The sequence below is a fragment of the Lacisediminimonas profundi genome, from assembly GCF_008831265.1.
In the GTDB taxonomy this organism is placed as follows: Bacteria; Pseudomonadota; Gammaproteobacteria; order Burkholderiales; family Burkholderiaceae_D; genus Lacisediminimonas; species Lacisediminimonas profundi.
In genome coordinates, this window is the sequence record NZ_VTTH01000009.1 from 1 (window position 1) to 16,971 (window position 16,971).

Consider the following 16,971-nt stretch of genomic DNA (forward strand, 5'->3'; position numbering starts at 1 on the left):
AGGCCGCATCGTCGCCGGACAGGCTGTACGTCACGCCAGCACTGGTGTCAGCGGTATCGGTCGCAATTGCCGTGTACACGACCTGCCCCGCGCCGCTGTTCTCGTTGATCGCCGTTGCCGTCGTCGACGACGTGATCGTCGGGGCAACTTCATCGACGTTGTTGATCGTCAGCGTCACTGCCTGCTGGCTGGCCGTCGTCACGCCATCGCTGGCGACGACATTGAAGCTGTAGCTGGCCTTCGTCTCGTGGTCCGGATTCGCCGTCAGCGTCACGGCGCCCGTGCTGCTGTCGATCGTGAACAGGGCAGCATCCGTTCCGGACAGGCTGTAAGTCACGCCGGCGCTGGTGTCGCCGCTGTCGGTCGCAATGGCCGTGTAGACGACCTGGCCCGCGCCGCTGTTCTCGTTGATCGCCGTCGCCGTCGTCGACGACGTGATCGTCGGCGCAATTTCGTCGACGTTGTTGATCGTCAGCGTCACTGCCTGCTGGCTTGCTGCCGTCACGCCATCGCTGGCAACGACGTTGAAGCTGTAGCTCGATTGCGCTTCGTAGTCCGGATTACCGGTCAGCGTCACCGCTCCAGTGGTCGGGTTGATCGTGAACAGGGCCGCATCCGTTCCGGACAGGCTGTACGTCACGCCAGCGCTGGTGTCGCCGCTGTCGGTCGCGATCGCGGTGTAGACAACCTGGCCCGCGCCAGTGTTTTCGTTGATCGCGGTCGCCGTCGTCGACGACGTGATCGTCGGTGCGACTTCATCGACGTTGTTGATCGTCAGCGTCACTGCCTGCTGGCTTGCCGTGGTCACGCCATCGCTAGCGACGACGTTGAAGCTGTAGCTCGATTTCGCTTCGTAGTTCGGATTGCCCGTCAGCGTCACCGCTCCGGTCGTCGCGTTGATCGTGAACAGGGCAGCATCGTCGCCGGACAGGCTGTACGTCACGCCGGCACTGGTGTCAGCGCTGTCGGTCGCGATAGCGGTGTAGACCACCTGGCCGGCGCCGCTGTTCTCGTTGATCGCCGTTGCCGTCGTCGACGACGTGATCGTCGGGGCAACTTCATCGACATTGTTGATCGTCAGCGTGATTGCTTGCTGGCTGGCCGTCGTCACGCCATCGCTGGCAACGACATTGAAGCTGTAGCTCGCCTTCGTCTCGTGGTCCGGATTCCCCGTCAGCGTCACCGCTCCGGTCGTCGCGTTGATCGTGAACAGGGCAGCATCCGTTCCGGACAGGCTGTAGGTCACGCCGGCGCTGGTGTCGCCGCTGTCGGTCGCAATGGCCGTGTAGACAACCTGGCCTGCGCCGCTGTTCTCATTGATCGCCGTTGCTGTTGTCGACGACGTGATCGTCGGTGCGACTTCATCGATATTGTTGATCGTCAGCGTCACCGCTTGCTGGCTCGCCGTCGTCACGCCGTCGCTGGCAACGACGTTGAAGCTGTAGCTCGATTTGGTCTCGTAATTCGGATTTCCCGTCAGCGTCACCGCGCCGGTCGTCGGGTTGATCGTGAACAGGGCCGCGTCCGTTCCGGACAGGCTGTACGTCACGCCAGCGCTGGTGTCGGCGGTATCGGTTGCAATTGCCGTGTAGACAACCTGGCCGGCGCCGCTGTTCTCGTTGATCGCCGTTGCCGTTGTCGAGGACGTGATCGTCGGCGACACTTCATCGACGTTGTTGATCGTCAGCGTCACTGCCTGCTGGCTCGCTGTGGTCACGCCGTCATCGGCGACGACGTTGAAGCTGTAGCTCGACTTCGCTTCGTAGTCAGGATTTCCCGTGAGCGTCACAGCACCGGTCGTCGCGTTGATCGTGAACAGGGCCGCATCCGATCCGGAAAGGCTGTACGTCACGCCCGCGCTGGTGTCGGCGGTATCGGTCGCAATCGCCGTATAGACCACTTGGCCTGCGCCGCTGTTCTCGTTGATCGCGGTTGCCGTTGTCGACGACGTGATCGTCGGCGCAACTTCATCAACGTTGTTGATCGCCAGCGTCACTGCCTGCTGGCTCGCCGTCGTCACGCCGTCATTGGCAACGACGTTGAAGCTGTAGCTCGATTTCGCCTCGTGGTTCGGATTGCCCGTCAGCGTCACCGCGCCAGTCGTCTCGTTAATCGTGAACAGGCCCGCGTCGACTCCGGACAGGCTGTACGTCACGCCGGCGCTGGTGTCAGCGCTGTCGGTCGCGATAGCGGTGTACACGACCTGGCCTGCACCGCTGTTCTCGTTGATCGCCGTTGCCGTCGTCGACGACGTGATCGTCGGTGCCACTTCATCGACGTTGTTGATCGTCAGCGTCACTGCTTGCTGGCTGGCTGCCGTCACGCCGTCGCTGGCAACGACGTTGAAGCTGTAGCTCGATTTCGCCTCGTGGTTCGGATTGCCCGTCAGGGTCACCGCGCCGGTCGTCTCGTTAATCGTGAACAGGCCCGCGTCGACTCCGGACAGGCTGTACGTCACGCCTGCGCTGATGTCGGCGGTGTCGGTCGCAATTGCCGTATAGACAACTTGGCCGGCGCCGCTGTTCTCGTTGATCGCGGTCGCCGTTGTCGACGACGTGATCGTCGGTGCAACTTCATCGACGTTGTTGATCGTCAGCGTCACTGCCTGCTGGCTCGCTGTGGTCACGCCGTCATTGGCAACGACATTAAAGCTGTAGCTCGATTTCGACTCGTAATTCGGATTTCCCGTCAGCGTCACCGCGCCGGTCGTCTCGTCAATCGTGAACAGGGCAGCATCGTCGCCTGACAGGCTGTACGTCACGCCAGCACTGATGTCGCCGCTGTCGGTCGCGATGGCCGTGTACACGACCTGGCCCGCGCCGCTGTTCTCGTTGATCGCGGTCGCCGTCGTTGACGACGTGATCGTCGGTGCCACTTCGTCGACGTTGTTGATCGTCAGCGTCACCGCTTGCTGGCTCGCTGTCGTCACGCCGTCATCGGCGACGACGTTGAAGCTGTAGCTCGACTTCGACTCGTAATTCGGATTCCCCGTCAGCGTCACCGCGCCGGTCGTCTCGTTGATCGTGAACAGGGCCGCATCCGCTCCGGACAGGCTGTAGCTCGCGCCGGCGCTCGTGTCAGCGGTATCCGTCGCAATCGCGGTGTAGACTACTTGGCCCGCGCCGCTGTTTTCGTTGATCGCGGTTGCCGTCGTCGAGGACGTGATCGTCGGGGCAACTTCATCGACGTTGTTGATCGTCAGCGTGATTGCTTGCTGGCTGGCTGTCGTCACGCCATCGCTGGCGACGACATTGAAGCTGTAGCTCGCCTTCGTCTCGTGGTCCGGATTCGCCGTCAGGGTCACCGCTCCGGTCGTCTCGTTGATCGTGAACAAGGCCGCATCCGTGCCGGACAGGCTGTAGCTCACGCCAGCACTGGTGTCGGCGGTATCGGTCGCAATGGCCGTGTAGACCACCTGGCCCGCGCCGCTGTTCTCGTTGATCGCGGTTGCCGTCGTCGACGACGTGATCGTCGGTGCGACTTCATCGATATTGTTGATCGTCAGCGTCACTGCCTGCTGGCTTGCCGTGGTCACGCCATCGCTAGCGACGACGTTGAAGCTGTAGCTCGATTGCGCTTCGTAGTTCGGATTGGCCGTCAGCGTCACGGCGCCGGTCGTCTCGTTGATCGTGAACAAGGCCGCATCCGTTCCGGACAGGCTGTACGTCACGCCTGCGCTGGTGTCGGCGCTGTCGGTCGCGATAGCGGTGTAGACCACCTGGCCGGCGCCGCTGTTCTCGTTGATCGCGGTTGCCGTCGTCGAGGACGTGATCGTCGGGGCAACTTCATCGACGTTGTTGATCGTCAGCGTGATTGCTTGCTGGCTGGCTGTCGTCACGCCATCGCTGGCGACGACATTGAAGCTGTAGCTCGATTTCGCCTCGTGGTCCGGATTCGCCGTCAGCGTCACCGCGCCAGTCGTCTCGTTAATCGTGAACAGGCCCGCGTCCGTTCCGGACAGGCTGTACGTCACGCCTGCGCTGATGTCGGCGGTGTCGGTCGCAATCGCCGTGTAGACAACCTGCCCCGCGCCGCTGTTTTCGTTGATCGCCGTTGCCGTCGTCGACGACGTGATCGTCGGTGCGACTTCGTCGACGTTGTTGATCGTCAGCGTCACTGCCTGCTGGCTCGCTGCCGTCACGCCATCGCTGGCGACGACGTTGAAGCTGTAGCTCGACTTCGCTTCGTAGTTCGGATTGCCGGTCAGCGTCACGGCGCCCGTGCTGCTGTCAATCGTGAACAGGGCCGCATCCGTTCCGGACAGGCTGTAGGTCACGCCCGCGCTGGTGTCGGCGGTATCGGTCGCGATTGCCGTGTAGACCACCTGGCCGGCGCCACTGTTCTCGTTGATCGCCGTCGCCGTCGTCGACGACGTGATCGTCGGCGCAACTTCGTCGACGTTGGTTATCGTCAGGGTCACTGCCTGCTGGCTAGCGGTCGTCACGCCATCGCTGGCGACGACATTGAAGCTGTAGCTCGATTTCGCTTCGTAGTTCGGATTACCCGTCAGCGTCACGGCGCCCGTGCTGCCATTGATCGTGAACAGGGCCGCGTCCGTTCCGGACAGGCTGTAGGTCACGCCGGCGCTGATGTCGCCGCTGTCGGTCGCAATTGCGGTGTACACGACCTGGCCGGCGCCACTGTTCTCGTTGATCGCCGTTGCCGTCGTCGAGGACGTGATCGTTGGGGCAACTTCGTCGACGTTGGTTATCGTCAGCGTCACTGCCTGCTGGCTAGCGGTCGTCACGCCATCGCTGGCGACGACATTGAAGCTGTAGCTCGCCTTCGTCTCGTGGTCGGGATTGCCTGTCAGGGTCACCGCGCCCGTGCTGCCATTGATCGTGAAGAGGGCCGCATCCGTTCCGGACAGGCTGTACGTCACGCCAGCGCTGGTGTCGGCGGTATCGGTCGCGATGGCCGTGTAGATCACCTGGCCCGCACCGCTGTTCTCGTTGATCGCCGTCGCCGTCGATGACGAAGTGATCGTCGGCGCAACTTCATCGACGTTGTTGATCGTCAGCGTCACTGCCTGCTGGCTCGCCGTCGTCACGCCGTCGCTGGCAACGACGTTGAAGCTGTAGCTCGATTTGGTCTCGTAATTCGGATTGCCCGTCAGGGTCACCGCGCCGGTCGTCTCGTTGATCGTGAACAGGGCCGCGTCCGTGCCTGACAGGCTGTAGGTCACGCCGGCGCTGGTGTCAGCGGTATCGGTCGCGATCGCGGTGTACACGACCTGGCCGGCGCCGCTGTTCTCGTTGATCGCGGTCGCCGTGGTCGATGAGGTGATCGTCGGCGACACTTCGTCGACGTTGTTGATCGTCAGCGTCACTGCCTGCTGGCTTGCCGTGGTCACGCCATCGCTAGCGACGACGTTGAAGCTGTAGCTCGATTGCGCTTCGTAGTTCGGATTGGCCGTCAGCGTCACGGCGCCGGTCGTCTCGTTGATCGTGAACAAGGCCGCATCCGTTCCGGACAGGCTGTACGTCACGCCTGCGCTGGTGTCGGCGCTGTCGGTCGCGATAGCGGTGTAGACCACCTGGCCGGCGCCGCTGTTCTCGTTGATCGCGGTTGCCGTCGTCGAGGACGTGATCGTCGGGGCAACTTCATCAACGTTGTTGATCGTCAGCGTGATTGCTTGCTGGCTGGCTGTCGTCACGCCATCGCTGGCGACCACATTGAAGCTGTAGCTCGCCTTCGTCTCGTGGTCCGGATTCGCCGTCAGGGTCACCGCTCCGGTCGTCTCGTTGATCGTGAACAGGGCCGCATCAGTGCCGGACAGGCTGTAGCTCACGCCAGCACTGGTGTCGCCGCTGTCGGTCGCAATGGCCGTGTAGACCACCTGGCCCGCGCCGCTGTTCTCGCTGATCGCGGTTGCCGTCGTCGACGACGTGATCGTCGGTGCGACTTCGTCGACGTTGTTGATCGTCAGCGTCACTGCCTGCTGGCTCGCTGCCGTCACGCCATCGCTGGCGACGACGTTGAAGCTGTAGCTCGACTTCGCTTCGTAGTTCGGATTGCCGGTCAGCGTCACGGCGCCCGTGCTGCTGTCAATCGTGAACAGGGCCGCATCCGTTCCGGACAGGCTGTAGGTCACGCCCGCGCTGGTGTCGGCGGTATCGGTCGCGATTGCCGTGTAGACCACCTGGCCGGCGCCGCTGTTCTCGTTGATCGCGGTTGCCGTGCTCGACGACGTGATCGTCGGTGCGACTTCATCGATATTGTTGATCGTCAGCGTCACCGCCTGCTGGCTGGCCGTCGTCACGCCGTCAGTGGCGACGACGTTGAAGCTGTAGCTCGACTTCGACTCGTAATTCGGATTCCCCGTCAGCGTCACCGCGCCGGTCGTCGCGTTGATCGTGAACAGCGACGCATCCGTTCCGGACAGGCTGTACGTCACGCCTGCGCTGGTGTCGGCGGTGTCGGTCGCGATAGCTGTGTAGACCACCTGGCCGGCGCCGCTGTTCTCGTTGATCGCCGTTGCCGTCGTCGACGACGTAATCGTCGGGGACACTTCGTCAACATTGTTGATCGTCAGCGTCACTGCTTGCTGGCTCGCTGCCGTCACGCCATCGCTGGCAACGACATTGAAGCTGTAGCTCGCCTTCATCTCGTGGTCCGGATTCCCCGTCAGCGTCACCGCTCCGGTCGTCGCGTTGATCGTGAACAGCGACGCATCCGTTCCGGACAGGCTGTAGGTCACGCCGGCGCTGGTGTCGCCGCTGTCGGTCGCAATCGCGGTGTAGACCACCTGGCCTGCGCCGCTGTTCTCGTTGATCGCGGTTGCCGTCGTCGAGGACGTGATCGTCGGTGCCACTTCGTCGACGTTGTTGATCGTCAGCGTCACCGCTTGCTGGCTGGCCGTCGTCACGCCGTCGCTGGCGACGACGTTGAAGCTGTAGCTCGATTTCGCTTCGTAGTTCGGACTACCCGTCAGCGTCACCGCTCCATTGGTCGGGTTGATCGTGAAAAAGGCCGCATCCGTTCCGGACAGGCTGTAGGTCACGCCGGCACTGATGTCGGCGGTGTCGGTCGCAATCGCGGTGTAGACCACCTGGCCTGCACCGCTGTTCTCGTTGATCGCGGTTGCCGTCGTCGACGACGTGATCGTCGGTGCCACTTCATCGACGTTGTTGATCGTCAGCGTCACTGCTTGCTGGCTGGCTGCCGTCACGCCGTCGCTGGCAACGACGTTGAAGCTGTAGCTCGATTTCGCCTCGTGGTTCGGATTGCCCGTCAGGGTCACCGCGCCGGTCGTCTCGTTAATCGTGAACAGGCCCGCGTCGACTCCGGACAGGCTGTACGTCACGCCTGCGCTGATGTCGGCGGTGTCGGTCGCAATTGCCGTATAGACAACTTGGCCGGCGCCGCTGTTCTCGTTGATCGCGGTCGCCGTGGTCGACGACGTGATCGTCGGGGCAACTTCATCGACGTTGTTGATTGTCAGCGTCACTGCCTGCTGGCTTGCCGTTGTCACACCATCATCGGCGACGACATTGAAGCTGTAGCTCGACTTCGTCTCGTAATTCGGATTTCCGGTCAGCGTCACCGCGCCGGTCGTCGCGTTGATCGTGAACAGGGCCGCGTCCGTGCCTGACAGGCTGTAGGTCACGCCGGCGCTGGTGTCAGCGGTATCGGTCGCGATCGCCGTGTAGACGACCTGGCCGGCGCCGCTGTTCTCGTTGATCGCGGTCGCCGTCGTCGACGACGTGATCGTCGGTGCGACTTCGTCGACGTTGTTGATCGTCAGCGTCACCGCCTGCTGGCTTGCCGTGGTCACGCCATCGCTGGCGACGACGTTGAAGCTGTAGCTTGATTTGGTCTCGTGGTCCGGATTGCCCGTCAGGGTCACCGCACCGGTCGTTTCGTTGATCGTGAACAGGCCCGCGTCCGTTCCGGACAGGCTGTAGGTCACGCCGGCGCTGATGTCGCCGCTGTCGGTCGCAATTGCCGTGTAGACAACCTGGCCTGCACCACTGTTCTCGTTGATCGCGGTCGCCGTCGTCGTCGACGTGATCGTCGGGGCGACTTCATCGACGTTGTTGATCGTCAGCGTCACTGCCTGCTCGCTTGCCGTCGTCACGCCGTCATCGGCAACGACATTGAAGCTGTAGCTCGATTTGGTCTCGTAGTCCGGATTGCCGGTCAGCGTCACCGCACCAGTCGTCGGGTTGATCGTGAACAGGCCCGCGTCCGTACCGGACAGGCTGTAAGTCACGCCCGCGCTGGTGTCGGCGGTATCGGTCGCGATTGCCGTGTAGACCACCTGGCCAGCGCCGCTGTTCTCGTTGATCGCGGTTGCCGTCGTCGACGACGTGATCGTCGGTGCCACTTCATCGACGTTGTTGATCGTCAGCGTCACTGCCTGCTGGCTCGCTGCCGTCACGCCATCGCTGGCAACGACGTTGAAGCTGTAGCTCGATTTGGTCTCGTAGTCAGGATTGCCCGTCAGCGTCACCGCACCAGTCGTCGCGTTAATCGTGAACAGGGATGCATCGTCACCGGACAGGCTGTACGTCACGCCGGCGCTGATGTCGCCAAGGTCGGTCGCAATCGCCGTGTAGACCACCTGGCCCGCACCGCTGTTCTCGTTGATCGCCGTGGCCGTCGTTGAGGACGTGATCGTTGGGGCAACTTCGTCGACGTTGTTGATCGTCAGTGTCACTGCCTGCTGGCTCGCTGCCGTCACGCCGTCATTGGCGACGACATTGAAGCTGTAGCTCGACTTTGTCTCGTAGTTCGGATTGCCCGTCAGCGTCACGGCGCCCGTGCTGCTATTGATTGTGAACAGGCCCGCGTCCGTTCCGGACAGGCTGTACGTCACGCCGGCGCTGATGTCGCCAAGGTCGGTCGCAATCGCCGTGTAGACCACCTGGCCTGCACCGCTGTTCTCGTTGATCGCCGTCGCCGTGGTCGACGACGTGATCGTCGGCGCAACTTCATCGACGTTGTTGATCGTCAGTGTCACTGCCTGCTGGCTGGCCGTCGTCACGCCGTCGCTGGCAACAACGTTGAAGCTGTAGCTCGATTTCGCTTCGTAGTCCGGATTGCCCGTCAGCGTCACGGCACCGGTCGTCGCGTTGATCGTGAACAGGGCAGCATCGTCGCCGGACAGGCTGTACGTCACGCCAGCGCTGATGTCACCACTGTCGGTCGCAATCGCGGTGTAGATCACCTGGCCGGCGCCGCTGTTTTCATTGATCGCCGTCGCCGTCGATGACGAGGTGATCGTCGGCGCAACTTCGTCAACGTTGTTGACATTGATCGTGACCGCTTTGCTAGCAAACAGCGTACCGGTGCCGGCATCGGTTGCTACCACCGTGATGCTGTAACTCGACTGCGTCTCATAATCAGCCGAACCGTTGATCGTCACTACACCAGTCGTGCCGTCAATCGTGAATGCCGATGCATCCGCACCGCTCAGGCTGTAGGTCAGCGTCTTGTTCGGGGCAGTTGCATCCGGATCCGTCGCGGTAGCCGTGTACACGACCGCACCGGCCTGGTTCTCGGCAACGCTGCCTGAGGCGCCAGATGTGATCGTCGGTGCTTCGTTCAGATCGTTCACGTTCACCGTGAAAACCTTGTCGAACGAAAGGCCGCCCTGGTCCGTCGTGCGGACCAGAACGCTGTAGCTCGACTTCGCTTCAAAATCCGGCGACGCGCTGATCGTCAGCGCATTGCCGACAATGCTGAACGACGCATTGTCCGTGTCGCCGGTGCCCGTCACCAGGCTGTAGGTGAAGGTGTTGCCGGAATCCGGGTCGGTCGAGGTGAAGGTGCCTACCGTCGTACCCGCCGCAACGTTCTCGTTGATCGCGTTGGCGCTGATCACAAGATTGGTCGGCGCTGCGTTCAGATCGTTCAGATCGTTCACGTTCACCGTGAACACCTTGTCGAACGAAAGGCCGTTCTGGTCCGTCGTGCGGACCAGAACGCTGTAGCTCGACTTCGCTTCAAAATCCGGCGACGCGCTGATCGTCAGCGCATTGCCGACAATGCTGAACGACGCATTATCCGTGTCGCCAGTGCCCGTCACCAGGCTGTAGGTGAAGGTGTTGCCGGAATCCGGGTCGGTCGAGGTGAAGGTGCCGACCGTCGTACCCGCCGCAACGTTCTCGTTGATCGCACTGGCACTGATCACAAGGTTGGTCGGCGCTTCGTTGACGTCAATCACACTGATCGTGACCGCCTTGCTGGAAAACAGCGCACCGGTGCCGGCATCGGTTCCTACCACCGTGATGCTGTAACTCGACTGCGTCTCATAATCAGCCGCACCGTTGATCGTCACTACACCAGTCGTGCCATTGATCGTGAATGCCGATGCATCCGCACCGCTCAAGCTGTAGGTCAGCGTCTTGTTCGGGGCAGTTGCATCCGGATCCGTCGCGGTAGCCGTGTACACGACCGCACCGGCCTGGTTCTCGGCAACACTGCCCGAGGCCCCAGACGTGATCATCGGCGCTTCGTTCAGATCGTTCACGTTCACCGTAAACACCTTGTCGAACGAAAGGCCGTTCTGGTCCGTCGTGCGGACCAGAACGCTGTAGCTCGACTTCGCTTCAAAATCCGGCGACGCGCTGATCGTCAGCGCATTGCCGACGATGCTGAACGACGCATTATCCGTGTCGCCAGTGCCCGTCACCAGGCTGTAGGTAAAGGTATTGCCGGAATCCGGGTCGGTCGAGGTGAAGGTGCCTACCGTCGTACCCGCCGCAACGTTCTCGTTGATCGCGTTGGCACTGATCACAAGGTTGGTCGGCGCTTCGTTGACGTCAGTCACACTGATCGTGACCGCCTTGCTGGAAAACAGCGTACCGGTGCCGGCATCGGTTGCTACCACCGTGATGCTGTAACTCGACTGCGTCTCATAATCAGCCGCACCGTTGATCGTCACTACACCAGTCGTGCCGTCAATCGTGAATGCCGATGCATCCGCACCGCCCAGGCTGTAGGTCAGCGTCTTGTTCGGGGCAGTTGCATCCGGATCCGTCGCGGTAGCCGTGTAAACGACCGCACCGGCCTGGTTCTCGGCAACGCTGCCCGAGGCTCCAGACGTGATCGTCGGCGCCTCGTTCAGATCGTTCACGTTCACCGTAAACACCTTGTCGAACGAAAGACCGTTCTGGTCCGTCGTGCGGACCAGAACGCTGTAACTCGATTTCGCTTCAAAGTCCGGCGACGCGCTGATCGTCAGCGCATTGCCGACAATGCTGAACGACGCATTGTCCGTGTCGCCAGTGCCCGTCACCAGGCTGTAGGTGAAGGTGTTGCCCGCATCCGGGTCGGTCGAGGTGAAGGTGCCTACCGTCGTACCCGCCGCAAGGTTCTCGTTGATCGCATTGGCGCTGATCACAAGGTTGGTCGGCGCTTCGTTCACATCGCCAACCAGGACAGTCAGGGTGGTGTCGGTGTAGTTGCCCGCTGCATCGGTCGCGCGCACCGTGATGCTGTGCGAGGTATTCGCTTCATAGTTCAGCAAAGCACTGTTCGCAACGACAATCTGGTTGCCGCTGACGCTGAACCGTCCACCGGCATCGGCGCCGGAGACGAGACTATAGATAAGGGTGGTGTTATCAGAGGCCGAAAGCGTACCGACCACAGTACCGTTGGCCGAATTCTCTGCAATATTGAGTCCGGCGCTTGTCGATCCAGGGGCGGTGGAATCTACCGTAATTGCCCACGAACCTGACCCGGACTGCATGACAGCGGTCACGCTATCCTCAACCCGGACAGTGTAGGTGTAGCTGCTGCCGTTGTTCAGCCCGCTGTCGGCATAAGTCCAACTGGTGCCGGTGACGCTCGCGTTGCCGATCTTGACACCGTCGCGATACACGGCCAGCACGAGATTGCCAGTCAGGCTGGTAGTCAGCGTACCCGACAGGGTCGGGGTCGTATCGTTCGTCGTACCGCCATTGCTGATCGTGCCCGTCACCGCGGCAACGTCGTCGTTGATTGCCGTGATGGTCGCTACCGGCATGTCATTGTCGGCGGCACCCGTCGTCGGCGTGCCGCTGGCAGAGCCCGTCAGGAAAACATTTGTGCTGGTGCCGTCATCCACAATCGTGCCGGAGCTGCTTGCCCCCGCCGAATTGCGTACGGTTTGAGATCCGCCGATCGCCCCAGTATTGAAGGTGAAATATTCCGGGCCTTCATAAACGGTATCGCTGGTGACAGCCGACCGTACCAGAACCGTCCTGACGCCAGTTCCCGCAGCGACGGTAATACCCGAGGATGCCGAGACCCACTGCGATCCGTTGTAATACTCCAGCGCGCTGCTCAGGTCGGAACCCAGCGTTGCAGTACCCGAGTTCAAGGTCGGCGTAAACGTCATGCTCTGCGTGGTCGTCGCACTCACCGTTACAGCAAAGACGATGTAGTTTGACCCCTCGCTGACAGTGACATCGTTGACGCTCACGGTAGGTATGTCGGGCGTTGCCTTCAGCGTCAGGCTCAGCGTGCCGGTCAGCGACGTCGTGCCGTCAGATACGGAAAGATTGGCGGTATTAAGCGTATCGCTGGCGACCGTGCCTGGCGTAAATGTGATCAACCCCGCCTCAACGTCAGCCTGGGTAAACGTGTTGCTGCCACTGGACGTCGTGAGTGCCACGCCGCTGCGATACAAAGTACCGTTCGCCGGCAAGGACGTCAGTGTGTAGGTCAGGCTGCCCGACTGGGTATCCGGATCGAAGGTGCTGAGATAAGACGTATCGATCACCACCGGCGTCGCCGGATAAACCACGACAGGCGCGGTCAGCATGGTCGGACCGTCGGCCTGGGGGGTGATCGTTACCGTGCGCGTAATTCCCGGCGCAGCGGTATCGGATCCACCGTTCGCTGTCCCGCCGCTGTCCTTCAGTGCGCTCAGCGTGATGACGCGACTGGTCGCCGCGCCGTAGTTGGTCGGATTGTCGCTGGTCGAACCATATTGCAGCCCGGTCACCAGGGACTGCAGGGCGGTCACTCCGATCTCCGGGGTCGATACAGTTACCGTTGCCGTGGTGCCGCTCAGGCTGACGCTTACCGTATAGCCGCTAGCCGTAACGGTGCCCGAACTGTTGGCGTCGATGTAGATGGTCGAGCCGTCAATCGTGATCTGGTCGCCGTCGAATACATTGCTGACGGTAATGCCCAGCTGGGTGAAGGCTTGGCCGGTCTCGCCGGCGCCAAAAGCAGCCGTTGCTGCTGTGAACAGGCTGACTGCCGTACTGTTTTCAGTGAAGTTGGCCGAGCCGGCCGTGGCCGACAAAGTTGGCGCATCGTTGGCGCCGACGATCGTGACCGTGACATAAGCGGTCTTGCCACCAGTGGACGTAACCTGGAAGGTTTCCGTAATGCTTCCACCGGCGGTGAGTGCCTGCACACTGGCATTCGTATTGGCTACCGTGTAGGTCCAGCCGGTAGCACTGGCCGTCAGGGAACCAAGCGCCGATGCGCCACCGAGCGAATTGCCGACAAAGGTTCCAGCACCTGCCATCAGCGTACCGCTCGTCAGGGAGCCGCCTGCGGTCAGTGTCGTGGGAGATGAGTCCTCGATGACCGACCCGATGAAGGTGCCGATCAGCGAAGGCGCATTGATTACGGTAAGCGTGCCGACCACCTGGCTCGCCGTGCGGGCGCCGCCGCTGCCGATATTGCCTTGATCATTCACGCTGAAGGTGACAGCTACCGAACCGCTTGCGCTGCCGGGCTGGTACAGGAACTGGGTACCCGTGCTGCCGGCCAACAGCGTGTTGATGCTGGTGGCGGTCCCGGTCATCACGATGCTGTTGGTGCCAATGCCGGTGATCGTGACGCCGCCTATCGTGTAGGAGCCGGCTTTTTGGGCGTTTGCACTGTCATAGACTTCGATGATGCCGCCGGCGACGGAAAGGGTCGCAACCACGCTGGATGAGGATGCGTCCACATCGGCAATCGAAAGTCCGGACGCGATGCCGTTCTGCAGCAGCAGAGCTGCCGTCGTCGCTGTCGTATTGATGGTTTCGGTGGTCAGGCCGGCGCGATTCAGGGTGCTGCTGCCGCTGCTTGCCGTGATGGTCGGCGCGTCGTTGACCGCTTGCACGATCACGCTTGCGGTCTTTGCCACGCTCACGAAATTGTCCGGGTCGGTGACGACGAAGCTGATGGTGCGCGTGGCCGTCGCCGGTGCGTCGCCCGAGTTCGAATAGGCGACCGCGCGCATGACCGACTGCACCTGCGCCTGGGTCACGCCGGCGGCGGTAAAGTTGACGGTCAGCGTGCCGCTGGAATACGCCCAGGTCCCGACGGTGGTGCCACTTACCACCACGTTCCCGCTCGTGGTGCCGGTGTAGGTAACGGCACCCGAACTGTCCACAAAGCCCAGCGCGTCACCGGTCGACAAGTTGGCCGAGATGCTCGCGGTCAGCTTGCCGCCGGTGTAGATCACGCTGTCCAGGTCGGTCAGCCGGGCGGCCGCAGCGACGTTTACGCCGCTGGCATTCTCGGTATAGATGTAGGTACCGGAAACGTCAATGCTCGGCACCGAAAAATTCACCTGCTGCATCAGCCCCAGGCTGTCCCAGGTCATGGACTTCTGGGCGTTGGTCAGGGCGCCGATGCCGCCAATATCGCCGTTGATGCTGTTGTTCTGGGTCATCGTCATCAGCACCATGCCGATGGTGGATGACGGCGTCAGGGTAGTACCGGTCAGCAGGGCCACGCGATTGGCCAGGGCACTGAACGACAGCTTGAAGGTCACGTAGGCATCGGCCTTGCCATCCGCATTCAGGTCGCCGCCAGCGCCATAGGTAGAGGCCAGTTTGACGTCGAAGCTGCCGCCGGCGGACTGCGGATTGCTGATGGAGGTCGTGCTCGGACTGATATTCAGGCCGCTGCCTGCTCCGAAAGTTACGACACCCAAGCCATTGTTGCGGCCATCGACACCGACAAAAATGTCGATCTTGCCGTCGCCATTGACGTCCATGCCCACCAGCAGCACCGCCGAGAAGCTGGGCACGCCGCCTTGCATGGTCGGATTGCCGATCCGGACCCGGTAATACAGGTCGCCGTTGATCGAATCGTAAGCGCCCTGCAACAGAGGGAATGATGCGCCATTTCCGTTCAGGTCGAGATCCGACGAGTTGGCCTGGGTGTCCCTGGCCGGGTCGAAGCGGGTGCCCGCCTGCAAGTCGAAGAATGCGGCATCGGAAGACGTCAGGCTGTAGCTCTGCTTCAGCGACACGGCGACGGTATCGGTGACCGTCGAAAAGGCGCTGGTGCCGCCGGTGGTAGCGATATTGACCTTGGTGCCAGCGGTGCCGCTGGTGGTGTCCCAGCCACGGATGGTCAGGCCCGCGGTTTCCACCACGCCGGCAGTAGCGGAGGTGGCCGCAAAATACAGCCGGGTGTTGGCGTCCGCCGCGAGCAGCAGTGCGCTGGCGCCGCTGACGGTGCTGACCGCCGTCCAGGTGCTGCCATTATTGGTCGTGTAGTACCAGGTGCCCTGCGTCTCGTTCGTGCTGACGATGGCGATACCCTTGCTCGCGCCAGCGTCGACGTCCGATACGCCGCCGGTCAGGGTGCTGACCAGGCTGCCGACTGCACCGCTTGGTGCAGCCCCTGATACCGGGGCGTTGAATACGAGGTTGGTATCGGCCAACGCCGGGGCGTTGTTGGTGGAAGTGATCAGTACGTAGGTGCCCTGATCAGTGGTGCTACCCTTGGTTGCGATTACATAGATGTAATTACCGGCGTCTGTTCCAGCGACAGTTGTGTAGCTTTGCGCCGTAGCGCCGGATATCGCCGTTCCGGCGCCCGAACTGGTTGTACTGCGGTACCACTGATATGTAATTGAGCCCTGTCCTTTAAGGTCGCTTGTGGCGAAAAGGATCTTGCCAGGAGTTGTCGATCCCGAAATGACTGCGCCGGTGCCGGTCGTGTCTGTGTAAGTTATGATCAGCAGATGGTCATAATTCTCGAAGGCAAGCGTATCGGTTTCAATGACGCCGGTCTTTGCCTCAAGCACCCAGTTGCCGCCGACGCCGACATCACCAGTCGCGTCGGTAGACGCGGCGACATCCGCGCCTGTCAGCGCAGCCAGTGACTGGACGAACTGACGGCCATCTGCCTCCGCCACGTCGCAGCCGTACAGCAAGATGTCGGCATCCGCGGCCAGGTAATCCTTCCAGGATTCCAGCGTCTGCTGAACGACGCTCAGCGTCGATTGCTCCACCCTTTGACCGTTGAGGACGATGCCGCCCTCGTAGCCGTGCGACAGGATGTGGATTGCAGAGACCTTTCCAGCCGACTGAAGGGCGCCAGTCATCTGGGACCACGCGTCTACGTTCGGATCCAGGAGAACCACCCCGATACCGGGGCGCAATTGGTTGATCAGCTGCTGGTAATCCTGCACCGATGAATCAATGAATACAATTTCCTTGTGCGCCTCCAGCTGGGCTGCGATTGCAGGCTGCTCCGCGATCAGCTTGTCGAGTTCAGCTATCGGATCAACAGTGGCCTTTCCGTCGCCAGCGCCAGCGTCGACATCCACGACCGCCTGGCTGTCAGTGCCGGCCTTTTCGGCATCGGCTACAACAGACGCGTCAAGCGATGCATCCAGCAAGTGGGTCAGCGGCGCCAGCGTGTCCGGCAAAGCCGGCACCGGCGTTGCCGCGTCCGGCACTCGGTCCATCACATCGGCTGCGGTGCTGACGGCAGCCGCATCGAACATGAAGCGCTGCTCCAGCACCATCGGCGCCGGACTGCGTCGTTTCAGCGACGACTTCTTGCCTGCCTTCTTTTTCGTATCATCAGGCGTGGCGGAAGCGACTATGTCCTGCTTCTTCCTTGGCGACTTGGCCGTCGAAGATGCAATTGCTTTTTTCTGGCTCGTTTTTTTGGTAGACATAGGACCTCCCGCTTTTGCGGCTACTTGCTTTCGACGCTGGCGGCATTCATCGCCGCATCGGACTTTTTCTTCACACCACCATGACCACAAGGCCGGAGCCTTGCGCCCGT

Annotated in this window: 1 protein-coding gene; it reads right to left on the minus strand. The window is 61.7% G+C overall.

Annotated features, from left to right (window positions below; genetic code table 11):
• Nucleotides 1-16,861, minus strand: a 16,861-nt coding sequence (locus tag FVE66_RS19545; protein ID WP_151449167.1) for a cadherin domain-containing protein, incomplete at its 3' end; no start/stop codon positions are given.
• Nucleotides 16,862-16,971 lie beyond the last annotated feature (110 nt).